Source organism: Paraburkholderia sp. RL17-337-BIB-A (genome assembly GCF_046025895.1).
GTDB classification, from domain to species: domain Bacteria; phylum Pseudomonadota; class Gammaproteobacteria; order Burkholderiales; family Burkholderiaceae; genus Paraburkholderia; species Paraburkholderia fungorum_C.
In genome coordinates this window covers 3,730,948-3,754,411 of the sequence record NZ_JARESY010000002.1, presented here as the reverse complement: position 1 = coordinate 3,754,411, position 23,464 = coordinate 3,730,948, and the positions used below count along the sequence as shown (strand labels likewise).

General features: G+C 58.2%; 18 protein-coding genes and 7 pseudogenes. 17 read left to right on the top strand and 8 right to left on the bottom strand.

Annotated features, from left to right (window positions below; translation table 11 throughout):
- Positions 1–177 precede the first annotated feature (177 nt).
- Positions 178–2,139 (top strand): sigma-54-dependent Fis family transcriptional regulator, encoded by a 1,962-nt coding sequence (locus P0D84_RS37385; RefSeq protein WP_408346332.1) that lies wholly within the window; start codon positions 178–180, stop codon positions 2,137–2,139.
- Between the two features lie 682 nt (positions 2,140–2,821).
- Here P0D84_RS37385 and P0D84_RS37380 read toward each other — a convergent pair.
- Positions 2,822–2,914, bottom strand: a pseudogene (locus tag P0D84_RS37380) (IS6 family transposase); the annotation flags it as partial.
- Positions 2,915–3,302: 388 nt separating this feature from the next.
- On the opposite strand from P0D84_RS37380, the gene P0D84_RS37375 reads away from it, so the two are divergent.
- From P0D84_RS37375 to P0D84_RS37340, 8 genes and pseudogenes are all read left to right on the top strand, one after another.
- Positions 3,303–3,566, top strand: a complete 264-nt coding sequence (locus P0D84_RS37375; RefSeq protein WP_408345747.1) for a hypothetical protein — start codon at positions 3,303–3,305, stop codon at positions 3,564–3,566.
- Positions 3,475–4,608, top strand: a complete 1,134-nt coding sequence (locus P0D84_RS37370; protein ID WP_408345744.1) for a porin — start codon at positions 3,475–3,477, stop codon at positions 4,606–4,608. The genes P0D84_RS37375 and P0D84_RS37370 overlap by 92 nt, the downstream gene beginning before the upstream one ends.
- A 688-nt stretch (positions 4,609–5,296) precedes the next feature.
- Positions 5,297–5,632, top strand: a complete 336-nt coding sequence (locus tag P0D84_RS37365) for a DUF4148 domain-containing protein (RefSeq protein WP_408345741.1) — start codon at positions 5,297–5,299, stop codon at positions 5,630–5,632.
- 96 nt (positions 5,633–5,728) lie between these two features.
- On the top strand, positions 5,729–6,499 hold the full coding sequence (locus tag P0D84_RS37360; RefSeq protein ID WP_408345738.1) for a DUF4118 domain-containing protein: 771 nt from the start codon (positions 5,729–5,731) through the stop codon (positions 6,497–6,499).
- A gap of 2 nt (positions 6,500–6,501) precedes the next feature.
- A complete protein-coding gene (locus P0D84_RS37355; RefSeq protein ID WP_408345735.1) occupies positions 6,502–7,392 on the top strand; it encodes an alpha/beta hydrolase in 891 nt (296 codons plus the stop codon).
- 192 nt (positions 7,393–7,584) lie between these two features.
- Entirely contained in the window at positions 7,585–8,265 is a 681-nt protein-coding gene (locus P0D84_RS37350; protein ID WP_408345732.1) for a MipA/OmpV family protein, read from the top strand.
- Between the two features lie 664 nt (positions 8,266–8,929).
- Positions 8,930–10,090: an EAL domain-containing protein gene (locus P0D84_RS37345; RefSeq protein WP_408345729.1), complete on the top strand. Its 1,161-nt coding sequence runs from the start codon at positions 8,930–8,932 to the stop codon at positions 10,088–10,090.
- A gap of 197 nt (positions 10,091–10,287) precedes the next feature.
- Positions 10,288–10,806, top strand: a pseudogene (locus P0D84_RS37340) (IS6 family transposase); the annotation flags it as partial.
- 126 nt (positions 10,807–10,932) lie between these two features.
- Here the strand turns inward: P0D84_RS37340 and P0D84_RS37335 are convergent.
- The 3 genes and pseudogenes from P0D84_RS37335 to P0D84_RS37325 form a co-directional block, all read right to left on the bottom strand.
- Positions 10,933–11,046, bottom strand: a pseudogene (locus P0D84_RS37335) (ankyrin repeat domain-containing protein); the annotation flags it as partial.
- A gap of 119 nt (positions 11,047–11,165) precedes the next feature.
- Positions 11,166–12,668, bottom strand: a complete 1,503-nt coding sequence (locus P0D84_RS37330; RefSeq protein ID WP_408346329.1) for a catalase — start codon at positions 12,666–12,668, stop codon at positions 11,166–11,168.
- A 762-nt stretch (positions 12,669–13,430) separates the two neighbouring features.
- Positions 13,431–13,605: pseudogene (locus P0D84_RS37325) on the bottom strand (DDE-type integrase/transposase/recombinase); the annotation flags it as partial.
- Here P0D84_RS37325 and P0D84_RS37320 point away from each other — a divergent pair.
- The 4 genes and pseudogenes from P0D84_RS37320 to P0D84_RS37305 form a co-directional block, all read left to right on the top strand.
- Positions 13,606–13,959: an SDR family oxidoreductase gene (locus P0D84_RS37320; protein WP_408346326.1), complete on the top strand. Its 354-nt coding sequence runs from the start codon at positions 13,606–13,608 to the stop codon at positions 13,957–13,959.
- A 315-nt stretch (positions 13,960–14,274) separates the two neighbouring features.
- Positions 14,275–15,012: a hypothetical protein gene (locus P0D84_RS37315; RefSeq protein WP_408345726.1), complete on the top strand. Its 738-nt coding sequence runs from the start codon at positions 14,275–14,277 to the stop codon at positions 15,010–15,012.
- 146 nt (positions 15,013–15,158) lie between these two features.
- Positions 15,159–15,359 carry a hypothetical protein gene (locus P0D84_RS37310; protein WP_408345723.1) on the top strand — a complete coding sequence of 67 codons (201 nt, stop codon included), beginning with the start codon at positions 15,159–15,161 and terminating at the stop codon, positions 15,357–15,359.
- Positions 15,360–16,237: 878 nt separating this feature from the next.
- Positions 16,238–16,618 (top strand): annotated as a pseudogene (locus tag P0D84_RS37305) (DDE-type integrase/transposase/recombinase); the annotation flags it as partial.
- 207 nt (positions 16,619–16,825) lie between these two features.
- Here the strand turns inward: P0D84_RS37305 and P0D84_RS37300 are convergent.
- Together P0D84_RS37300 and P0D84_RS37295 are read right to left on the bottom strand one after the other, a co-directional pair.
- Positions 16,826–17,641: an alpha/beta fold hydrolase gene (locus P0D84_RS37300; RefSeq protein ID WP_408345720.1), complete on the bottom strand. Its 816-nt coding sequence runs from the start codon at positions 17,639–17,641 to the stop codon at positions 16,826–16,828.
- A 308-nt stretch (positions 17,642–17,949) separates the two neighbouring features.
- Positions 17,950–18,153, bottom strand: a complete 204-nt coding sequence (locus P0D84_RS37295) for an SDR family oxidoreductase (protein WP_408345717.1) — start codon at positions 18,151–18,153, stop codon at positions 17,950–17,952.
- A 40-nt stretch (positions 18,154–18,193) separates the two neighbouring features.
- On the opposite strand from P0D84_RS37295, the gene P0D84_RS37290 reads away from it, so the two are divergent.
- The 4 genes and pseudogenes from P0D84_RS37290 to P0D84_RS37275 form a co-directional block, all read left to right on the top strand.
- The gene (locus P0D84_RS37290; protein ID WP_408345714.1) at positions 18,194–18,415 is read left to right on the top strand and encodes a hypothetical protein; all 222 of its coding nucleotides are present in this window, start codon (positions 18,194–18,196) and stop codon (positions 18,413–18,415) included.
- Between the two features lie 65 nt (positions 18,416–18,480).
- Positions 18,481–18,794, top strand: a pseudogene (locus P0D84_RS37285) (DDE-type integrase/transposase/recombinase); the annotation flags it as partial.
- A gap of 541 nt (positions 18,795–19,335) precedes the next feature.
- The gene (ltrA, locus tag P0D84_RS37280) at positions 19,336–20,988 is read left to right on the top strand and encodes a group II intron reverse transcriptase/maturase (RefSeq protein ID WP_408345712.1); all 1,653 of its coding nucleotides are present in this window, start codon (positions 19,336–19,338) and stop codon (positions 20,986–20,988) included.
- Between the two features lie 114 nt (positions 20,989–21,102).
- Positions 21,103–21,243: pseudogene (locus P0D84_RS37275) on the top strand (DDE-type integrase/transposase/recombinase); the annotation flags it as partial.
- A 75-nt stretch (positions 21,244–21,318) separates the two neighbouring features.
- On the opposite strand, the gene acmB reads toward P0D84_RS37275, so the two are convergent.
- A complete protein-coding gene (gene acmB / locus P0D84_RS37270) occupies positions 21,319–22,503 on the bottom strand; it encodes a methyl acetate hydrolase AcmB (RefSeq protein ID WP_408345705.1) in 1,185 nt (394 codons plus the stop codon).
- A gap of 214 nt (positions 22,504–22,717) precedes the next feature.
- Positions 22,718–23,230 (bottom strand): cupin domain-containing protein, encoded by a 513-nt coding sequence (locus P0D84_RS37265; RefSeq protein ID WP_408345702.1) that lies wholly within the window; start codon positions 23,228–23,230, stop codon positions 22,718–22,720.
- Positions 23,231–23,464: the final 234 nt, after the last annotated feature.

Below are 23,464 nucleotides of genomic sequence, written 5' to 3'. Positions count from 1 at the left end.
TCAACGATCGCGCTATTCGGTTTTGCTTGTAGAGCAGGCAAAAAGCCGAGGCCGCGACACATTTGCGAGTCACGCGGAAGCCGGCCTTACAGCCGGTTTCGAGTTGACCGATCGCATAGGAGGAGCGTTGTGGCGAGACAACTTGGCAGCTTGTCGGGTCTTGGCAATTACGCCGTTATGCGCAGCATAGCGGCTAACGCGCAGCGTGCGAACGGCCGTCACTCCGACAGGGTCACGATGCTCGCATGGGAACGTTTTTTGGCGGGCGAGCCGTCGACGTCCGCTCCTTCGGCTCTGATCGCCTCCTGGCAACGAAGTCTGCAATCCGGGGTCAGTCCTACTGCGGGATCGGCACCGGTCGCGGTCCATGGCGACGCAGTCGCGACGCTGTGCTGGCGGCACCGGGAGTTACTGGCGGCGTCTGATCGCCTTTTCACCGTAACCGCGGATCTCTTCGCGGATTCGCATTCGATCCTGCTGCTGACCAACCAGAACGGTGTGATTCTCAAGGCCGCAGGGGACTTGCGTACTTTGGCGGCAGGAGAAAAAATCCATTTGACGATGGGCGGCGACTGGCGTGAAGGCCAGGTCGGCACCAACGGCATCGGCACCACGCTTGCCACCGGTCAGCCCACTTATATCCACGGTTCCGAGCACTTCTGCGAAGGAATCAAGTCGTGGAGTTGTGCAGCGGCGCCGATTTGCGAACCCGGCACCGGCAAGATTCTCGGCGTGCTCGACATTTCCGGTCCGCCTTCCACTTATCAGATCAATAACCTTACGTTAGCGGTAACGGCCGCGCGTCAGATTGAAATGGTGCTGGCCGAGCAGGCTGCTCGCGAGCATATGCGCCTCCTGGCCTTCTGCTTGCAGCGCCTGTCGTCATCCGACGCAACCGGGATGATCGCGATTGATCGGGCCGGGCGACTTGTGCATACCACCGGCAGGGTGCCATTGCCGGTCAGCATCGGAGAACGCTTCCCCGGTATGGATGAGAGTTCCGCTGTCGAGGACTGGGCGCAGCATCTACCTAAAGGCTTGCATGCCGACTGGTTCAACCCGGTTGTGGTCGATGGCAGCACGATTGGTGCCATGCTCGTTGTTCCCGTGCGATCGCGACCCACCAACGCCCGGATCGCCGAGCGCAGCGGCGAGGACGATCCGCAGCGCAACTGCTTCGCGCAGATCCAGGGGCAAAGCGCTGCAATGCTGGCTGCCCTCAACCGGGGGCGTCAGCTTGCCCGCAGGCGCGTGCCGGTTCTGATCGAGGGTGAAACCGGGGTCGGCAAAGAACTGTTTGCGCGCGCCATTCATGGCGAAGAAGGGGGAGGTGGGCCTTTCGTCGCGTACAACTGCGGGGCCGCGTCAAAAGAACTGATCGCCAGCGAGTTGTTTGGCCACGTGCGTGGTGCCTTTACGGGCGCGACTGCCGAGGGGCGGCCTGGCCGGTTCGAACTGGCTCACGGAGGCACGCTATGTCTCGACGAAATCGGTGAGATGCCGCTTGAACTTCAACCGGTCTTGCTGCGCGCACTCGAGGAGGGCGTCATTTACCGCCTTGGAGACACTCAGCCGCGACGCGTCGACGTGCGCCTGCTGGCGATGACCAATCGTAATCTGCGCGAAGAGGTCAACGCGGGCCACTTCCGCCGCGATCTTTATTACCGCATCAGCGTTACGCGAATACGCATTCCGCCGCTGCGCGAACGGGACATCGACGTCGATCTCCTTGTCGCGCACTTCAACCGGCGGCTCGCCCAACGCCACGCGGTTCCCGAGCGACGACTCAGCGCCGACATCATGGCGGTGCTACGCGCTTATTCATGGCCCGGCAATGTCAGGGAAATGCGCAACGTCATCGAAAATCTGCTCCTGACGTCCAGCGAAGCGGCGGTGACGCTTGACGAGCTGCCTGCTGAGTTGCTCGACGAAACCGGCACTGTCGGCGTTGTCCCGCCGGAGCACAAACCATCGGGCAGTCTGGAGGAAACGGAGCGATTGGCCATCGCCCGGGCAGTCCAGGATGCTCACGGCAATCTCGCCCAGGCGGCCCGCTCATTGGGTGTCTCTCGGAGCACGCTATATCGCAAGCTAGAACTCTATCAACTGGATACTATCGCCAAAACGACGGGCGAATAAGGGGTGCAGCAAACCTGCTGCCACCTTCACAGGGGGTCAGCTCTTACTATTCGCTCATCCGGTCTACGACATTTTGAAGCGGCTGACCGTGGCGGAAGCTGGCGATGATGCTGTGAACCCGGCACCGCTGTCGTTCGAATCGTGCGCCTTTTACTGGTTCAGCGTCGTCACCGCGGTCTCGACCGTGCTGGCACTGGGCACTGGTCGTGACGGGTTTCGTCGCTGGTAGGCTGGCGGGCAGGCGTGGTTCAGTTGGGGGTTACACTCACGGCGCCGGATGAAGCCGCGATGGCCGATAATGGCAGCCCGCTTTTTTTCAGTCGTGGTGAGTGCATGAGTCGATCCGCTGGGGCGGCAGCGAAGCTGCCCGAGAGTGAGCGCAAGAAATTGGCCTCTCGGTTTTAGGTCGCATTTTAGGGGCAATGTGATTAAGGGCTGCTGAATCAACTACGCTACGTGCTGGGAAAATAGGCATGTACGTCACTATGGCATCGATACAAGAAATAAAGCGGTTCAGGGAAAACATCTCTGATGAACTTCTTAGTGCTGCGTTATACGAAACGCTCGCGAAGGTCGAGAAGGACGACACCCGCAAGCAGGTGTATAGCGACCTGGCACAATCGGAGGTTTTGTCGCGATAAGGGCGAGATGACGAAACATGAGTCGTTATGGTAAGGATTACTTATGCAGCAAGGACGTGGAACTGCTCGGCACGAGGGCATCCAATTCCACGCTCCTCCATTTGACCCTTGGCTATCATGTGCATGAGTTCGACGCGTTACTGCGACAGATCCAGACAGATAACAGTCCACGATTTCGGCGATCGCCGTGAAAATATAGAGAAGCAGCGTTTTCATCGGATGGCAGTGTCGGGTAAAGGGCCACGATGATAAACCAGCCGTAGACGCGCAGGAGCCAGGCCCGTGGGTCGTCTCAGACACACGAGCATTGAGCGGGCGAGTGACTCGTTTGTCGATTTCTTCCGATCGCCATTTACAGAATTTTTGCAAGAAAGAGTCAATTCTTTCGGTGAACCGCAATGACAATCCCCATAGAATCGTCAATTTTGGGTGCGCGGGCGCAAAGGCAGTGGACCACATTCGAGAGACAGCCTACCAATCCGGTACTGGAGAGTCTTTCGTGAAACCCTTGCTGAGTGAACGGTGCATTATCCGTTATTGATTGAGCAGAGATCATGCGCACATCATGATTTATTCTTGGGGCATTATCTGGAGCGTGAAGCAAGTGAAGCAAGTGAAGCAAGTGAAGCAAGTGAAGCAAGTGAAGCAAGTGAAGCAAGTGAAGCAAGTGAAGCAAGTGAAGCAAGTGAAGCAAGTGAAGAAAAAGATTATCGGCGCAGCAGCTTTGTCCGTTTTTGCGGCGGCGGCTCACGCGCAAAGCAGCGTCACCCTTTATGGATTGATTGACACAGGTATCGTCTATACGAATAACCAGGGTGGCAGCAGCGCGTGGCAGGAACAAAGCAGCATGCTGTCTAACGAAGTATGGGGTCTGCGGGGCAGTGAAGATCTCGGTGGCGGTCTGCATGCGATCTTCCGTCTTGAGAACGGGTTCAATATCCAAAATGGCAAGACCACCTACTCGGGCACAATGTTCGGCCGTCAGGCTTACGTCGGTCTGCAGAGCGACAACTATGGAACGCTGACGCTCGGCCGGCAGTACGATGCCGTGGTCGATGATCTGGGACCGATCGCATTGGCGAACAACGGTGACGGAAACAACCTGGCCGCACATCCGTTCGACAACGACAACGTAGACGACTCGTTCTATATCAACAACTCCGTCAAGTACGCGAGTCCGACGTATCGAGGGCTGCAGGCCGAGGCGCTGTATGGCTTCAGTAATGCGGCCGGTGGCTTTTCAAACAACCGGGCCTACAGCTTCGGTCTGACATACAGTAATGGTCCGATCAATCTGGCGGCGGCTTACCTTCAACTCAATAACGGTTCGCTTTCGGGTACCGGCGCGGTGTCGAGCAACGACTTCGTCAATTTCCCCGCCGCGCGCCAGCGCGTGATGGGGGTTGGCGGCAACTACACGTTCGGGCCGGCGACTGTTGGCTTGCTGTGGACGCATACCCTGTTCGACAATACGCAGCCGGGTGCGAACTCTGTGATCAGGCAGCCGTTTGACAGCCTGCATTTCGATAACTACGAAGTCAATGTGCACTATACGGTGACGCCTGCGATTTCGCTCGCAGGTGCCTATACGTTCACTCAAGGCGCCTTTGCCGGAACCACCGGCACGGCGGACCCGAAGTGGCATCAAGTGACGCTGATGGCAGACTACTCGTTCAGCAAACGCACTGATGTCTATGTCGAGGGTGTCTACCAACATGCGTACGGTGCGGCCGGCTCTGCGTTCGAGGGTGCGTTTATCAATGGCTTGGCACAGGCTTCAACAGGCAATCAGGTGGCGGCGACTGTAGGCTTGCGTACGCGTTTCTAACAGACGGGGCGTTTGTTCAGCTTGGACACGCGCCAGAAGGTCGGCACATCGCCCGGGCGCCGGGATCGATGTGCCGACGTATCGATCTAGCGTTTCGGCCATCTGGGTGCGGAGTCCGCAATCCAGGTGCTGCCGCTCCAGGCACGCACCGTTCGATCGCGTGGCGATCGGCAAGGTCCGGCCATAACAGCCGTTCACATGCGTCGTCGTTGGGACGTTCAGGTGTCGGCTCCATTCAGGAAGCGGCCAATCAGATATGCGTGGCAGCAGCGATGCTGGAGCCGAATCGATCTTTGAAGCTGACCTTCTACGCGACCAATACGCTTACGCCCGGGCTGCGATGCGCAGCAAGCGGTGATCGAGGTGGAGGAGCGGCTGGATCAAGGGCAAACGGATAGTTGCTGACGCCGACCTTGCAGACTACTTCGGAAGCGTTCGGACGCTCGACAACTGACCCGGTACGCGGTTACGCCGGTCAATGCCCAACAAGAACATAGTCCTTACTGCCCGGCCACGAACGGTCATGCGGCCAGCCAACTCCAATTTTGAGATCAGCCTATAAGGTCGATAAAAACTATTATCGTGCACTGTACAATAGTGCGGGTTTATACTTAACCCCAGTGTCGTCGCAGTTTATTGTCCGGCATTCAACAATCGCCCTTCGCGGCCAACAACTGGAAGTTTCACGGTGCTCAGATCCCTCATTCCCGCCGTCGTGCTCGCTTCGGCCCTAGCCGTGCCGGCCGTATCGTTCGCTCAACAATCGAACGGGCCGGTGACGCGCGCGCAAGTGCGCGCCGAGCTCGTCCAACTCGAAAAGGCTGGCTGGCGCCCCGCCATGGGTATGGGCAACAGCCCGGATTACCCGGCTGGCATTCAGGCTGCCGAAGCCAAGGTGGCTGCGCAAAATGAAGTGACTGCTAGCTATGGGGGCGCAGCCGGTGGTATGTCGGCATCCGGCGCCCCCACAGCGGCCCGGTCTGAGGCCACTGGCAACACCGAGTCGATTTACTTCGGTCATTAAACCGTCAGGTTGGCGGGTGCGAGTCGCCCCGGCACTACAAGGTTTGGCGGGCATCTGAATGGCCGCACGACCAGGCGTCAAAGCAAGTGACAGATTATGAAAGTTCGTAATGCGAGCGGCTGGGCGCCCCGGGGCCTTCGCGGCTGGTATTTCGCAGCGCTCGCGCTCATCGTCGCAAGCGGGGGGCGGCTGCTGCTGGATCCGCTGCTCGGACCCATCATGCCCGGAACGGCCTACTTCATCGCTGCAGCGCTGATCGGATATTTTTTTGGAATGGCGCCGGCGCTCGCCGTCATGGGGTTTGGCCTCGTAATAGCCGACTACCTGTTCGTACCGCCTTATCAGCAAATTAGCGTTCTCGACCAGTCCGACGTCTGCTTGATCGTCTCGCTTCCGCTCGTCAGCATTCTAGTCATCTGCCTGATCGAGAGGTTGCGTCGCGCGCAGTTCCGGAGCGAACTCATCGGCCTCGTAGCGCAATCCCGCTATGAAATGCTTTTGCGTGCTGATAACGAGAGGCTGCTGGCCGGTCGTGCGGTCGATGAGACGCATCGGCTGCTGCGGCATCTTCCTCATTACCACGACGACATTATCCTGATTCAGGCACTTGATCACCGGGCGGCGCTCGACGACCGCGGCGGCACCGGTGTTGCCATGTCGGAGAGGATTGCAGCGGCCACCGCGCCGGGGCTGCGCTACGAGCATGTTCATTCCGAAGACATCAGGCTCCTGTTGCCGACGCTCACGCCCGGCAACCATCGCGCGCGCGTGGACATGGGCGCCGGACAGTTCCAGCCAATGAACTGCGTCTGCGAACGTTTCAGGACGCACGCAGGTGACTTTCTGGTCTTACGGCTTGGGGGCTGAATATGTCAGATACAAAGTCGTTGTTCAACGAAGGCGGAGATCACGCGGTCCTCCTGATCCATGGCCTCTCCAGTACGCCGCTCGAGATGCGGTTCCTTGCCCGAGCTCTTGAGCGCAATGGCTTCGTGATCTGCACGCCCACGTTTGACGGCTATAGCGCGGGGTCCCCCGAACGCAAAATGGAAGCATGGCTCACGGCAGTGATTCGAAAATTCGACGAGCTGTCGGGCCGCTATGCACGTGTTTCCGTTTGCGGTCTTTCGATCGGGGCGACATTGGCGCTGGCGCTTGTCAGGCATCGCCCGGCGGCTCAAGCCGTTGTTCTCCTGTCTGTCACGCTCGCCTACGACGGGTGGGCGATACCGTGGTATCGATTCCTGCTGGGGGCGGCATATTACACGCCCATGCGCGGAAGCTGGCGATATCGCGAAGGGGCGCCATTCGGACTCAGGAACGAGGCGCTGCGAGCAAAAATTGCACGGGCAATGCAGAAGGATGGGTTCAGCGAGGTTGGCCCTTCCACCATTTCCCTGCCGGCGCTCCACGAAGCGTCGCGGCTCGCCAGGAGGGTGCGCGGCTTTGTCCGCGATATAAAGAACGACTGCCTGATCATCCACGCCATCGACGATGAAACCGCGAATCCCAACAACGCGAAATTTGTCAGCTCGCACATTGGTTCCGCGTTTCTGCGTTCGATTTATCTAGACGATTCGTACCACATGATTACGTCCGACAACGAACGCGAAATCGTCGCGCGGGAAGTAGGCGTGTTTCTGCGGGAAAGTGAAGTGGCCAGCAGCGGTGGAGGCGGAGAAGCCGCTCCGGTAGTCTCCAGGGCACTCGCGAGGCATTTGCGGCACCTCGCAAAAGCGGGGGTGCAAACTGGTGCTTGATTCGAGGCGTGAGACTTTGCATGCGGGCGCGGCCGGCACGGCTCTCGCAACAGCGGGAAGGGCGCAGTGAAGGTAAGCCATGCGCTGCAATGCTTGCCGATTGCGTTCGGGTGCCTTTGGTTCACGCACGCGTTCGCCGACGACCAGGACGCGAGCGTGAGTCCTGCTGCGGGCGATGAATGGAAGGTATCGGTGGGTCTGGGCCTGATGCTTTCTCCCCGATATCCGGGCGCGCGGCAGCTGCGACTCCTGCCGATTCCATCGCTCGATATCTCCTACGATGACCGGATTTTCTCGCAGGGTCTCGATCTGATCGGGATCAATGTGCTTAAAGGCAAAGACGACGCCTACCACGTGGGCGCTGCGCTCAGCCTGGATTTTCAATCGCGCAGCGAGTCCGACGATCCGCATTTGCATGGGTTAGGCAACGTGGACGAGGGTCCGAAACTCAAACTTTTTGCCGACTATTCGGTGTCGTTCCTGATGGGTTCAGTCGCGGCCTACCAGGACATTGCGGGAACGGGCCAGGGACTTCTGGTCAGTGCTGATCTGCTGGCTAATCTGCCGCTGACCTCAAGGTTCCTGGTGTCATTCGGGCCGGGCACGACATGGGCAAATGCAGAATATACGCGGTCGTTATTCGGCGTGAGCGCCACACAGAGCGCTGCGTCGGGTCTGCCAACCTTCAACACGAGTGCGGGACTACGTGACATTCACCTGAACGCTTACGCGAGCTATGACATAACGAAGAAATGGGTCGGCTCGTTGGCTGTAACCCTCGGCCGGCTGCAGCACGACGCGGCACACAGTCCCATCACGGAGCGCCGGGATGAACTGAACGTTGTGGCCGCAATCAACTACCGCTTCAGATAGTTGGTGCTGTCCGCGCAAGGCGGCCTATCGACATCAATAGGCAGCAAGCAAGCGAGTCAATCAGCATGGCGGGAACGCTTGCGTTCGCTGCTGCATATAGTCGCCACAGCCTCGGGAATGTCTGGAGCGAGACATAAAGCGGACGGATTCGGCTAACTTTACCGGTCGGCCGTTCCGGGGCTTCAGGACTTTAGGACAAACTCGTTGCGAGATGTCCACACTGCATCCTTAATGCGACAAAACCCAGGCGCGCTGTGACGGGCTGATAGCGGAAGCGTCTCAGCGCGACCCCGGAACTACCCTTCGACATAAGCGTGCGAACGTCCGATTTTTAACCCCTTTTTGACGGATGGGGCAGACATGTCAAAGATGTCATCTCGACGACCGGATCATCTCATGTTGGTGAAGGCACACTGATCAAGTACGGTGCAGCAGCAGGATTCAAAACAGAAACGGGATGCTCATGATTCCCGGGTCCACTTGGGACCTCTGTCCTTTGCCCGAAATGGTCGTCTGACGCGACACACAGCAGCTTTACCGAATCCGGATCGTACAGGCCATGCAGGTGACGGATCGTATACTCGCCAAATCCAGAAAGAATAGTTCGATGCATGCAAATGAAGTCGCTGAGGGGTACTTGCCGCGGCGATCGAGGTTGTCGCAAATGACCGAAACCATTGGCGTCCTGAGCGTGAACATTGCGGAGAGTGTGCACCTGTCTGAAATCTTCGGTGATGAAGCAGCCCGCCAGGCAATGGCCGATTTTGGCGAAGCAGCAGATGGCTTGCTCACGCGTTTGCTGGCTCAACATGCGGTGATTGACCGATATGGTTGTGCTGCCGATGGAAGGTGGGCGGCATGCTTTCGTGTCCTTTCGGACGGCCTGCCGCGCGATGCCAGGGAAGTGGCGGAGGCCATAGAGCACGCAGGGCGCAACCTGACCCGGGAGTCACTGCTGGCTGTTTTCGGGGGCGCGACGGGCGCTCGCATAACCGCCGACTTGTCCGTATTCCTCATGCCCCCCGAAACAGGCGAGCGGGATGCAAAGGCATGCTGGACTCAATGGACCGAGGACCAGTTGAGGTCTGAACCCCAACGTCAGGTTGTGGAGCAGCCAGGATCTTCTACCGACGTGACAGCGATTCTGGCGCACCGCTCCATACAGACATTTCTGCAGCCGATCGTGCGCGTCAGCGATTGCGCGGTGGTTGGCTTCGAAGCCCTTTCCCGAGGTCCGCAGGGGTCACCTCTTGAACGCCCGGATAAGTTGTTTGATGCGGCCTACGCCGCCGGGCGCACCGTGGATGCGGAATTGTTGTGTGCCGAATTGGCTCTCGAGCGCACTAAAGACAAATTACCACCTGGCGCCTTCCTGACCATCAACTTGGGCCCTGATGCCTTGGCCCTTGCGGCGGACAAGCTGGCGTTAGCCGGTAGACCGGAAGTGATGATCGAACTCACTGAGCACCTGCCGCTCAACGAAGCAGAGGGTTTGGTGGAAGTGGTCGATCGTTTGCGCACCCTGGGGATTCGGTTGGCTCTCGATGACACAGGATGCGGGTTCGCCGACTTCGACACCGGTCGCCTGTTGCGCCCGGACATCGTCAAACTTTGCATCACGGTGATACGCAACGCCGACAAGGGCTCGCACTTTATGGCCGCGATTCGTGAGTCAGCAGAGCGGTTCTGCAAGCTGGGTTGCCTGGTGCTCGCCGAAGGCGTGGAAAGAGAACATCAGCATGCCGCATTGCGGGGTTGCGGTATCGAACTCGCCCAAGGCTGGCTTTATGGCAAGCCGGAGGCCATCGAGTCTGTCCTACGCTGAAGGTCTGATTGCGTGGCACCGCAAGACAATCTGGAACGAGCGCGAGAATCGAGGGCCTTCCGGACGCCAGTACGAACGATTCGACGAAGATCCCAGAAATCCTGTCCGAGTGACAACGCAAGGGCAGGCAACCTGCATTACAGTTGCGGAATCGAATAGACAAAGTAAATTTGCGCGCATATTGCGGTACAAGCAGATTGAAGACTCTGAATCCAGCCGTGGCACGGGTGCTCAAGCGTTTGCACTATCCGCTCGATGTCATCTTACGTGCGTGCGCTGGTATGTGGCCTATCCGCTGAGTCTTCGACACCTGGAAGAGATGATGGCGGAGCGCGGAATTTCGGTCGAGCATTCGACCGTGCACCGCTGGGCTATCAAGGTGTTGCCGGTTCTGGAGAGGGCCTTTCGCCGCCCCAAGAAAACGGCCGGACGGAGCTGGCGAATGGATGAAACGTATATCAAGGTCCGAGGCCAGTGGAAGTATTTGTATCGCCGTCGACAAGGACGGCAACACGGTCGACTTTCTGCTGCGTGCCCATCGTGACAAGGCTGCGGCGCGGCGCTACTTCGAAAAGTCGATTGAACAAAACGGCGAACCCCAGACGGTGACAATCGATAAAAGCGATGCGAACCTGGCCGCGCTAAATGCTCTTAACGCGGAGCGGGAAATACCGATCAAGATCCGCCAAAAGAAGTATCTGAGGGATGCAATCGAAGCGCATGATGAAAACCAAGGCTGCGGCGTGCATGCTGAAGCACCTGAAGCATATCGAAGCGACGCCGAACTTCGACGAGGTAAAAGACGCGCCGCCAGATATTGAAGCAATCTTTTCCTGAGCAAGTCCGACTTCACTTAGAACCGGGATCATGTCGAGGCGACCAAACAGCGCCGCAAACGACAGCGCGGTTTCGCCGGCGTTGTTGGTCTGATCGACATTGCATCGCGTATCCAGCAACATTGGCCGCTGCGCTACGAAGCCTGCGGCACACGGCAGAAAAGCATTGCATGTGTGCTCCATCGGAAGTCGTGCTTCACGCAAGGATGAGCCTGCTTGCGCAGGCTCATCGCTACGGCTTAGTTTTCGCTCAGGTGCGCAGCCATGCTCTGCACCCTGGACACGTCCGCGTGCGTCGCCTGCGCAAGGCGGGTTCCGTAGCCGGAATCGGCTTTGTAGAAGTACGACAGCATCGCGTACTTGTTCGCATCGTTCGTGACGTGTGACAGGTCTGCCGAGAGGGCAGTCACCAGGTCCGTCTTGTCCTGCTCGGACAGGGTCCGGTAATACTCACCGGCCTGACGGAAGTCTAGGGTCTTGTGGATTGCCTGCTGCTGGGTCGTCCCCGACAGAGGTGTCCGCACGGCCTTGTACGTCGGCTGCTCGGCGAGTTCGTTGATACCGGAGGGCTCGTAGTTGACTTCACCCTTGCGGTCGCCGGCATTCATGAAGCCGTCCTGGTTGTTGTTGGTCACAGGCACAACAGGACGGTTGATCGGCAGATCCATGTAGTTCGGTCCGAGACGATACATCTGCGTATCGGCGTAGGCGAACAGGCGACCTTGCAACATCCGGTCTTCGGACGGCTCGATGCCCGGCACGAGACGCGACGGCGCAAACGCGGACTCTTCCGTCGACTGGAAGTAGTTATCCGGAATGCGGTTGAGCGTCATGGTGCCGACCTTTTGCTCAGGAATCGACGTCGGCCATACCTTCGTGTCGTCCAGCGGATCGAAGTCGTACTTGGCCAGATCCTTCGGCGACATCACCTGGATATACAGGTCCCACTGCGGATAGGAACGTGCCTTGACCGCGTTGTACAGGTCGTCGGTCATCATGTTCCAGTCCGCGCCGATCGAATGCGGAATGTCCTGCGGGCGGATGCCCTGGACGCCCTGGCGGCTCTTCCAGTGGAACTTCACGTAGTGAACTTCGCCCTGGGCATTGACGAACTTGAACGCGTGCACGCCAAAGCCATCCATGTGACGGTACGAGTCAGGCATGCCCTCGTCCGTGTACAGGTGCGTGAGCATGTTCGTCGCTTCGGGCGAGTGAGCGAAGAAGTCAAAGGCCAGGTTCGGATCCTGCACGCCCGTCATCGCGGACGGCTTGTTCGCGTGCACGAAGTCCGGGAATTTGATGGCATCGCGAATAAAGAAGACTGGCCAGTTGATGCCGACCATGTCCCAGTTGCCCTGCTGCGTGTAGAACTTGATCGCGAAACCGCGCGGGTCGCGAGCCTGCTCCGGCGATCCGCGGTAGCCCATAACGGTCGAAAAGCGCACGAAGACCGGGGTCTTCGTGCCCGGCGTGAACACCTTCGCCGTGGTCAGCGAACTGATGTCGGCACTCGGCACGAACTCGCCGAAGAGGCCGGTGCCACGCGCGTGGACGACGCGCTCAGGAATGCGCTCGCGGTCGAAGCGTTGCAGTTTCTCGATGAGATTCGAGTCCTGCAGCACAACCGGACCTTCAGGGCCGGCGGTCTCGGAGTTCTGGTTGTCGGCGACAGGTGCGCCAGTGTCACGGGTCAGCGTGCCGTCGGCATATGCGGCTTGACCGATCGCGATCGCCGAGATCATCGAAAGGATGCTTACTGAGAGTTGAGCCTTAGATCTTTTCACAGTTAATTCCTTATATAAGCAGGGCCATGCGGACGTGTTAGATCGCGAAATCGCCATCATCGATTTCAAACCAAACGCTGCTAGTTCAAGCTCGACATCATCCTCTGGCACATCCGCCGTCGAATGTTAGGGCGGCAAACCTGTCATCCCGGGGGCAGGGAAGTGACAAATTTGTCATGCCTCGCGCTATTGGGTTTATCAACAACATCCATTGATAACGGGGATGTCAAAAGTGATGAAAAGGCAATACGTTATTGAGGAGCGAATTGAATGAGACGATGCGACGTGCATTGGGAACGCGCGCAACTTGCACGGCATAAGGAAGACTTGATCCGCGTCGACTTTCGAACCACGCGTTAAGCGAGGTGCGTACTGGACTTGCCTCTGCATGGCGGGACTCGGTCACGCTTAGTCTGGTGAACTTGCGCTGGCGAGATTCAAATGGCGAATGGTACTTCAGCGCGCTATGAGGATGGCGCTCGTCGCAATGCGCAAACACGACCGCGAGGTTGTAAGCCGCAGTCGCTGCGACTGCCTCCACACTTCGAACTGACTCGGGTTCGGAAAGCCAGTCGAGAGTAGTTTGTTGTAGTCACGCCATAGGAGAACCTTACGATAACAAACTCATATCACCCCCCCCCCGATTGACAGAGGTGGCCTCGTGGTTTTATCGCGATAAGGGCGAGATGACGAAACATGCGTCGTTATGGTAAGGATTACTTATGAAGCCAGGACGTGGAACTGCTCGGCACGAGTGCATCCAATTCTGCGCTCCTCCATTTGACCCTTGGCGATCATGTGCATTGAGTTCGATGCCGCTCAGCAGTACGCGGGCACAACGAAAATTCTTGAAGCCCAGCATGGGCCGTGTGCGCCGCTTTATCGCCCGGTGATCATGGAAAAAGGCGGGAGGATTATCAATATCGGCAGCATCAGCAGCGACTACATGCCGATTGCGGGCGTGTCCGTCTACGCCGCGACGAAAGGTGCGGTAACCAGCATGACGCGGGCACTGGCAAGGGATCTTGGCAGCCGGGAAATTACGATCAATAACGTCCAGCCCGGACGGATCGATACGGTGATGAACCCGGCCAACGGTCCGATGGCCGACCAGATCAGGGGCTCAATTGCACTGGGCCGGTACGGATCAGGCGACGATATTGGGGGACTTGTCGCCTGGCTGGCAAGCCCTGAAGCGGCCTTCATAACGGGCACCAGCCTGAAGGTCGATGGGGGCACAAGTGCTTGACTGATGGCAGCGGGTCCCGGACGGCACTCCGTATCGTGAACGAATCACGCAGAGGTGAGCGACCGGGATGGACTGTTCTGAACTATGAAAAGTATATGGACAATCGCAGATCCGGGCGTGCCAAACTCTATCTTGAAGACCGCTTGCCGCCTGGATTGGGTCCTGTCGCGCAAAATACTATCTCTTGGAATAGGATTGACGGCATAAGAAACCGACGGTATTTTTTGAGGGGGCGTCACGCCCCGCCGCCTCACACTCATTTTGATTCCGTGCCTGCTGTGGAGTTTCGTCGGCACGCAAACTCGGACCGAAGCCATGCGTATCTACTTCCAGAACGCGTCTATCCCGACGCGGGCCGCCAACCGGCTCAAATACCGCCTTTCGCTTAAGGAATCCCACGCGCGACAGGTGACCTCCGAGGTCTTCGGCTATAGAGATTGGACCGACCTTCACAGCGAGCTGGGCAGCAAAGTAGCTTCCGCACTCGACGAAGCGTGTGACAGTGCGACTCTGACCGCGAGACGCGTATATCAGGCTTCGCAATTGGCTGCATCGTCAATTGATCTTCACGGTGAATCCGCGGACGACTTTGTTCGATGGTGGCAACCATCGGCCGCGTACGCGCGAGACGAGGGCGAGCACCCGACAGAAATGCCGTTTGCCGGCTCAAAGGAAGATCTGAGTTTTCAAGAGGCGCTAAACACGTTGGCTCACGCCGTGCACCATCCCGTTGGCCACTTCGAACAAGCGCTCATGACTGGCATACATAGAACGGAAAACGAAAGCTCGCTGAGGTCTGTAGAATCGATTGCTGATGAGTTGCTAAGCGGCAACCGAAACCGGGAACCCGAAGTGGCTCGTCACCTCCTTGAGGCTTTGGCCTCGCGAGGGCTGCCTCGGTCGATACTTAACCTGGCGACGAGCTTGACGCTCGGCGATGGTGGGCCAAAAGACGAAAAGAGAGCCACGGACTTGCTTGAGCAGTTGTCTGAATCCGCTTCAACTCCCGATGATCTGAAGCGGATTGCCGAATCACGGCTGGGCGCCGCCTAAGCACCTGGCATCGCGCAGGCGACATTCCCCGCTGCATTCAACGCCGGACTGTATCGCGAACACGCCGCGGAAAAGAGGGATCAACCGGCGAATCCGGCGAAAGCTGCTCATTTCTATTGGCTCGCGGCGGCCAAAGGCACGTACCCGTGTCGACGAATCCCGGATCCCTCCTGCTGTGCCAACTAGAGCTGACTGTCGCTCTCGATGGAGGTCAGGCTTTCCTGAAGTTCTCTTACGACCATGGTGACGCGAAAGCTTACGACGCCATTAAGTTCCTGGAACGCTGGCTCGACCAAGTTATCAGCGACTCGGACAACAGCCGCATTCCTGACGAGCAAATCCTTTAGGTCCAGAAGACGATGCGTGCGATCACGGGTGGTGCAAAGCGGGCCGCAGATTCGCATGAAGTCACGGTAAACCCTCACTCGCGACTGTTTTCGATGCAGATTTGTAACGGCGTTGTCGGCAAATCGAGCGCTCGGCTCGAAGGACCGCTATTGGCCGGTCGTGGCGTGTCCGATGACGAGCGGCGCAGGTCGACCCGCACGGGACGAGGCAGGATTTGAACACCGGGCATTCAAACCGATTACCACTCGCGGGTTAGGATGCTTGCGTAAGCGGGGACGCCATTTCCATGGTCACGCAATAGGGTTGAAAACCAACGGTTTGCCAGAACGCCTGGCCGTCTCGATTTCCCACGAGCACGTCAACGCGCAGGCGCGCAGCATTTTGGTCCAAGCGTTTGCCCAAAGCCACACCAAAGTTCGGGTTTGACGACGAGTTGCCGAAGATAGATATGGTCATCATTGCGGCGAAACAACACCGTAACCCGTCGGCATATCCGCCTCTTCGAAAATTACAGCTTCCTATTCGTCGCGTGCAAGCCAATTTTCCATTCGTTATTCCAACTGTTCGACGGTCATCGAATTGCGATGCCCCTCATCGCGGGCGAGTTGTGCGTTTAGCGGAGCAAGGCGTTTCGCATCCTCAGCGACGGCGAACCTGAATTCCATAATGGTCAGCCCGCGCATTAGTGGTCAGGGTTACCGGCCAGGCGATTGTTGACGATTCAAAACGCAATGTCGAAAGGCCGCTTCTGGCCCGACTCCCGCCCGATGCGGTCGGCTCAACCCGACCCTATCCGGTCATTAAGTTCGGCACTTTTTCACTGGCAACCGGCCATTGAAAAAAGGCGGACGTCGCTAATACGAGCCCCGCTCGCGCAAAGCGCGAGGTGGCTGCGGCAAAAGGCCTTTTCGGCAAAGCCATCAAGCATCAGGGCCAAGCGCCGGAGACGACCACGCTCGATGGCTATGCTGCCTCGCATCGCGCGGTGCGCGAGATGAAGGCCGACGGCTTGCTGTTGGAGGACACAAAGGTCCGATCCTCGAAGTACCTGAACAACCCGATTGAACAGGACCATCGCAACATCAAGTCCAGAACCAACGTCATGCTCGGCTTCAAACGGTTCAGGAGTGCCGCGGTCACGATTTCAGGCATCGAGTTGATTCATCGCATTCGCAAAGGTCAGTTCAATCTCGCAAAGCTCGGCCTCAGGGATACCACTGCGGCTTCAGTCTGGAATGCCGTCCTTTCTACTCGATGAGGTATCCTACCTATTGAAGACCTCTCGACCAGATTGCCTATTTGCATCAGAGCCCGACTGCCTACCTTGGCCGATGCGTTTGCGGTTGACTGTGACTGCATCAGAAGCGTTCGTTCTACGCTGATCTCGGCCTAGCTGACGCGGCCGAGATGCACGGAAGGCGTCCGAGTCATTGAGCACGCGAGCGCGTCGAATGTCGTATTCAGCCTACGCCACATGCTGGCCAAGCCACGCAAGTAATGCGTCAGTGACGAAGGATTGATTTTCAAGGTTTGAAATGTGGCCCGCGTCGGGTATTAGCATTTGCCGGCAGCCAATCACCGCAGCCATCCGTGCCATTTCGGTTGGCGGCCGCGGAATGTCGAGTTCGCCGCACATGATCAGCGTACTGGCGGCATCAAGACCGGCAAGACTGGCAAGCGCGTCGGACCGCTCGAAAATTAATCGGCCCAGCGGTACAACCGACTGTCGCAGCTGGTCCGCAGAGAACCCCGCCAGCGCTTTTCGAAACCTTGCGTGCACTTCACCGTCCAGCGTTGCGCCCCGGCGGAAAAACAAAGGCACGATGACGTCGATCATCGGAGCGGGAATGATGCCAAGCGATTCGATCGCGTTGAACATCTGGGAATATTGCTTGAGCGTCGCATCAGGTTCGGCGCTCCTGTCGGTATCCATCAGGACGAGGCACTTGACACGGCCCGGTTCGCGCAACGCGAGTTCGGACCCCCACATCCCGCCGACCGACAAGCCGACTATCGCGCATTGTCCGATACCCAGGGCATCCAGCAGGCGGCCCGCGTGTGTGGCCAAATCGCCGAGCGTATGTGTATTCTCCGGGAGCCGCCCGGATTGCCCGTGGCCCCAAAGGTCCGGAACGATTACCTGATAGTGGCGAGACAACGCGTCGAATTGCGGCGCCCACATTGACGAATCCCACAAATAGCTGTGCCCCAGCAGTACCGGGAATCCCGTGCCGCGAGTCTGATAGTGCAGCGGCTTTCCTTCAATTTCGATGAACGGCATGTTTGATCAGGTAGAGGTATCGAGTTCCGTGCGGCAGGCTCGCTGCGTCGCAACGAGTACTGCGTAACAACGCTTGAACCGATCAAGGCATTCCATCGGTTCGTCATGTTCCTGGGGCGCAACATTGCTGTGGCACAGTCGTGCTGGACCGCGGGCACGGGAGGAAAGTTCCGCGTATAGGCCCCGCCGCAAGTCGGCCCGAAGTCATTAGTCAAGCACTTGTGCCCCATCGACTTCAGACTGGTGCCCGTTATGAACGCCGCATCGGGGCTTGCCAGCCAGGCGACAAGTCCCCCAATATCGTCGCCTTATCCGTAGCGGCCCAGTGCAATTGAGCCCCGGATCTGGTCGGCCATCGGACCGTTGGCCGGGTTCATCACCGTATCGATCCGTCCGGGCTGGACGTTATTGATCGTAATTTCCCGACTGCCAAGATCCCTTGCCAGCGCCCGCGTCATGCTGGTTACCGCACCTTTCGTCGCGGCGTGGACGGACACGCCCGGAATCGGCATGTAGTTCACCCGACAAAGGTGCTGGAAATACGACTGGCTGGTGGAGTTTGATATCAAGGCGGCCTTCGATCAAATTGATCATGGCCTCTTGCTAAAAGCGGTACCCAAGCACATCAAGGAGGACTGGATCCTGATGTACATTGAGCGGTGGCTGACTGGACCATTCGAAACTGCACAGGGGACACGCTTGCTTCGGGATCTGCCTTCCGCGTCGATTTGCCGTCGCGAGATGGCAAAAGGATGGCTGGGACGAGCCGTGTAAATCGAGAGGTTTACGCACGGTTCTGCGAGAGACTCCGGGTGAAATTCCCTGGGTCTACTCACCCGTACATTCGCGTCAAGGGCGAATGGCGGTATCTTTACCGGGCCGTCGACAAGGACGGCAACACGGTCGACTTTCTGCTGCGTGTCCATCGTGACAAGGCTGCGGCGCGGCGCTACTCCGAAAAGTCGATTGAACAAAACGGCGAACCCCAGACGGGACAATCGATAAAAGCGGTGCGAACCTGGCCGCGCTGGATGGTCTTAACGCGGAGCGGGAAATACCGATCAAGATCCGCCAAAACAAGTATCTGAACAACGTTATAGAGGTGCGACACGAGGTCGCTTACAGAAGTTGTTCTCCCTTCTCGCCGTATCGAAGGAGAGAACCACCGGTGTCACCCGGTGAATCCAGGGGCCTGAATCAAGAGCGGCTCTGACAACGTAACGAAGCGCCGCAAGGCGCGGGGTATCAATCGCGAGAGGCGTACCCTTCTGGCAGCCATACGCCGGATGAGTGCCAGATAGTCGGTATGGTGAAAACATTTGAATCTGCAGTAGGGTCGTTACGTTGAACGAGCGGAAATGGCTATTGCGCTCGAACCAAAACGGTACTGGAGGTGGGAACAGCGTCTTTCGATTACGCGTTCGTGACCCGCATACCTCCCGGCCCAGAGCAGGCACCTAACCCGACGTACTTCCATAAGCGGAACGTGGAAACCCCGTATCGCTCCCTTCGGGACAGCAGGCTGCGAGGTCTGCCCATGGCGGTGCGGGCACAGGATCGGGGAAAAAGCGAATGCCCGGCTGTAATGGACGGGATACGGGTTGCAACATCACCCGACGCGAAAGCGGGCAGACTTCCTCGTGGTCTCTCCTCACCAGAGAGTTTGCAGAACCATCTAAACGGAAGGAAAGCAAATGAGCGCAGCAACACGGGCGCGTGCACCTTCGGGCGTGGCGTGGAACGGCATCAATTGGGCCGATGTTCAACGTCAGGTAAGGAGGCTGCAATCGCGTATGGTGAAGGCGGTACAGGCCGGCCGCCATAACAGGGTGAAAGCACTGCAATGGCTGCTGACCCATTCGTTCAGCGGCCGTGCATTAGCCGTGAAGCGGGTGACTGAAAACAAAGGCAGGAACACCCCCGGTGTGGACAAGGTAACGTGGAAAACACCGGCGGCAAAGGCCAACGCGATTGCGTCGTTGAAGAGGCGGGATTATTCGCCCCTTCCACTTCGGAGAGTTTTTATTCTGAAGAAAAACGGCAAGACGAGGCCGCTCGGCATACCCGTGATGAAATGCCGCGCCATGCAGGCGTTACATCTGCTGGCGTTGGAACCCGTTGCGGAAACCACCGCCGATCTGAATTCTTATGGGTTCAGACCGGAACGCTCTACTGCTGACGCTGGAGGACAATGCTTCATTTCTCTGGCAAAAAAGGCGAGTGCGGAATGGGTGCTGGAGGCCGACATCCAAGGCTGTTTCGACAAAATTTCCCACGACTGGATGATCGCCAATATCCCCACGGACAAGGTGATTCTAAAGAAGTGGCTCAAAGCGGGATACGTGTATCAAAACGAACTCTTCCCCACTGACGCCGGCACCCCGCAAGGGGGAATTATTTCCCCGGTGGCAGCCAACATGACGCTCGATGGCCTCGAAGCTATGCTCGCGGAAAAATTCCCGCGAGCGAAGCAGAGAGGACTGAAAATGAACATGGTGCGTTACGCGGACGACTTCATTATTACCGGCCACTCGAAGGAGTGGCTGGAACATGAAGTCAGGCCGGCAGTAGCTGAATTCCTGGCGGAACGCGGGCTGGTCCTATCACCAGAAAAGACCAGGATAACGCACATCAAGGATGGGTTTGATTTCCTCGGATGGAACATTCGCAAGTACAACGGCAAGCTACTGATGAAGCCGTCGAAAGCGAACGTCAAGGCACATCTTGACAAAATTCGTGAAATCATCAAGGCCAACAAGACGGCTAAACAGGCGAACCTGGTAAAGCTGCTCAATCCTGTTTTACGAGGATGGGCGAATTACCATAGCCATGTCGTCGCCAAGAAAGCCTTCGATCGGGTTGATCACGAGGTCTGGTCAATGCTATGGCGATGGGCGGCCAGAAGGCACCCTAAAAAAGGCGCCCGATGGATAAAAAGCAAATACTTCAGGGCCAAAGGTCTGCGGGATTGGGTATTTGCCGCCACAGAAAAAAAAGAGGATGGCACGACAAGAGAGGTCACCTTGCTGAAGGAATCGGCCACGCCAATAAAACGGCACATCAAGATCCGAGCGGGCGCAAATCCGCACGATCCGCAATGGGCACCATACTTCGAATCCCGATGGGGCCAGAAGATGCTGAACTCGACGCGCGGTCGCCGTAAGCTGTACCGTGTCTGGGTAAGGCAAGATGGCATGTGTTCCAACTGTCAGCAGCCCATCACAATGAACACCCGCTGGGATGTTACGCATATTGTGAAGCAAACTGACGGCGGCACGGATGCAGCAAGCAACCTCCAGGTTAACCATCTCAATTGCCGTAGAAATCCGCAGTACGCCGGAAAATGAAGTTGTACTACCGGGTGTCGACAGATGCCTTTGCAGAGGCTTGAGCCGTATGCTCCTAAAGGCGCACGTACGGTTCTTAGGGGGCAGCAGCGCAGCAATGCGCTGCTGCTACCCGACCAAGATCACCGGGCGATAAAGCGGCGTACACGGTCCATGCTGGGCTTCAAGAATTTTCGTTGTGCCCGCGTGCTGCTGGGCGGCATCGAACTCATGCACATGATCCGCAAGGGGCAGATGAACGACGACGTCGACTAAACGGTTGCCGCGCAGCTCTATTCGCTTGCTACGTAAGCTGTCCTGATAATATTGGGACTTGCTCGTCCTGCCGCCTTATCGAGACACAACCTCGTAGACCATCGTTTCGAAATCGAGATATCCGCCGATGGCGGCCGCGTCGACAAAGGGAAAGATCTGGGTCGCCCAGAAGCCGCCGACCTGCGTCGTGTGGTCGATCCAGAAATAGCAATTGGCGAGCCCCGCCCATGCGAGTGTGCCCGCAGGGCGCCCGGTCGGCGCGGGCTCGTCGTTGAGCATGAAGCTGAGAGCCCAGGATTTTGACATGCCGGGAAAGAATTCAGCGTTGTTGGAAAGCGACGGGATCACACCGGGCAAGGCTTTAATCTTCTTATCGCCGAGACCGTTCTGCACGGCCATGGCGACGGTTTCCGGCTTCAGCACGCGGCCGTGATCGCCCATCCCGTGATTCAACCACATGCGGATGAACCTGATGTAGTCTTCGACGGTCCCGTAGAGCCCGGAGCCGCCCATATCCACCTCGGGGTTCGCCGTAGGCCCGAAATTCATCAGCGGCTCCAGAGATGCGTCGGCGCCGCGCTGGTGCACACGCGCCAGCCGCTCGCGCATTGATGGCGTGAGAGTAAATGCCGTACTCGTCATGCCGAGCGGCGCGAAGATCCGCTCCTGCATCACCTCGCCGAGACGCTTTCCGGCAATCGCCTCGACGACCTGCCCCGCCCAGTCGACCCCACTGCCGTATTCCCAGCGCTCGCCGGGATCGAAGAGGAGCGGCATCATCAGGGACGCCTTCCTGGCCGTGCCCGTTGACGGCAGGCCGAGGCTCTGTCGCAACCGCAGATAGGTCTCGTTGAAAACGTCGTTGGCAAACCCGGCGGTGTGAAGAAGGAGCATGCGGGTTGTGATGTCTCGCTTCGGCGCGCGCAGAACTGGCTTGCCGTCGGCGTCAAACCCCTCGAGCACCTCAAGCTGGCCGAGCTCCGGCACGTAGGCTTTCGCCGGTGCGTCGAGATCGAGCCGGCCCGCCTCCGCGAGCTGAAGCACTGCGGTGGCGGCGATCGCCTTGGTGGCCGAATACATCGCGAAGACCGTGTCGGTCGTCATCGGCACGCCGCTGCCGAGGATCCGCTCTCCAGCGGCACCGGCATACAGCGTGCCGGCGCGATCAGTCACCATTGCCACCACGCCGGGCAGACGCGGTTGGCCCGTAACGACGCGGGACAGTGCGGCGTCGCAGGCTTGTTTGAGGCTCTCAGTCACTAATGCATCTCCAATTCACACATTGTCGCGGCACTTCAGCCGCTTATTCAAAGGCTTGATGCAGCCGGCGATAACCCCGCCGAGCTTGCACCGGAACGCACGCTGCGCCGAGGTATGCTGCCATGAACGAGGCCATTGCCGGCCTCCGTTGGGCTTGCCAGCGCCGTGGCGACGGCGCGGCTCTCGAGAACCTCTAGGCGGAAGAGCGCTACTTTCAGACGCGCCCGCCGGCGCGGATCGCCGCGACTTCTTCATCGTTCAACGGTGGGCCAATGATATCCATCCCAGCCTCGGATGCGACCTTGATGAGCTCAGCCTGATCCGCGAGAGTAAGGTTCCGCTCAACGATGTGTTCGAAGAACGGCTCGAACTCTCCGGGCGTCACGATCACCTGGAACCGGACCCGCTCGTCGCCGTATGAGCGCCAGGCGTGCGGCACGCCCTTGGGCAGCATGACCACATCGCCTGGCCCGGCTGTGCGGCATTCGCGCGGCGTCCACACCGCGATAGTGCCTCGCTCCATCAGGAGGATCTCATCGTCCTCACGATGCAGATGGCGCACTGGTCCGAAGCCTGCGGGACATTCATAAACGAGCATCGATAAGCGCCCATCGGTCTGGGCGCCGCGGAGGCGCACGCGTGCGTGCTCGCCCCACGAAGTGGTGGCGAAACCGGAGACAGTGGGCGAGTCGACGAGAAGTGGAGCGAAATCCGAGAACTCATTCATAAGAATTGGCATCCGAGAAGAGGGAAGTGGAAATATTCAGTGAGGGAGAGATGCCCGGTCAGCGAGGAGCAAAGATCCTCATCACGGAAGATGACACGATCGGGAAAGGCCGATGCAATGGCCGTCGTACCGTCGTAGGGCGCTCAGCAGACTTCAATATTCGTCTCCATGCTAATAGATTTTCGTCGAGTATTCGGCGCGAGAATATGTGGCCGGCAACTCCGGGCTAAGGAC

Coding starts and splice junctions, on each gene's coding strand:
- P0D84_RS37315 (WP_408345726.1), top strand. CDS start 14,275: ATGCGTATCTACTTCCAGAACGCGTCTATCCCGACGCGGGCCGCCAAC.
- P0D84_RS37320 (WP_408346326.1), top strand. CDS start 13,606: ATGGAAAAAGGCGGGAGGATTATCAATATCGGCAGCATCAGCAGCGAC.
- P0D84_RS37300 (WP_408345720.1), bottom strand. CDS start 17,641: ATGCCGTTCATCGAAATTGAAGGAAAGCCGCTGCACTATCAGACTCGC.
- P0D84_RS37330 (WP_408346329.1), bottom strand. CDS start 12,668: ATGATCTCGGCGATCGCGATCGGTCAAGCCGCATATGCCGACGGCACG.
- P0D84_RS37345 (WP_408345729.1), top strand. CDS start 8,930: ATGACCGAAACCATTGGCGTCCTGAGCGTGAACATTGCGGAGAGTGTG.
- P0D84_RS37385 (WP_408346332.1), top strand. CDS start 178: ATGCGCAGCATAGCGGCTAACGCGCAGCGTGCGAACGGCCGTCACTCC.
- P0D84_RS37360 (WP_408345738.1), top strand. CDS start 5,729: ATGAAAGTTCGTAATGCGAGCGGCTGGGCGCCCCGGGGCCTTCGCGGC.
- ltrA (WP_408345712.1), top strand. CDS start 19,336: ATGAGCGCAGCAACACGGGCGCGTGCACCTTCGGGCGTGGCGTGGAAC.
- P0D84_RS37265 (WP_408345702.1), bottom strand. CDS start 23,230: ATGAATGAGTTCTCGGATTTCGCTCCACTTCTCGTCGACTCGCCCACT.
- P0D84_RS37295 (WP_408345717.1), bottom strand. CDS start 18,153: ATGCCGATTCCGGGCGTGTCCGTCCACGCCGCGACGAAAGGTGCGGTA.
- P0D84_RS37355 (WP_408345735.1), top strand. CDS start 6,502: ATGTCAGATACAAAGTCGTTGTTCAACGAAGGCGGAGATCACGCGGTC.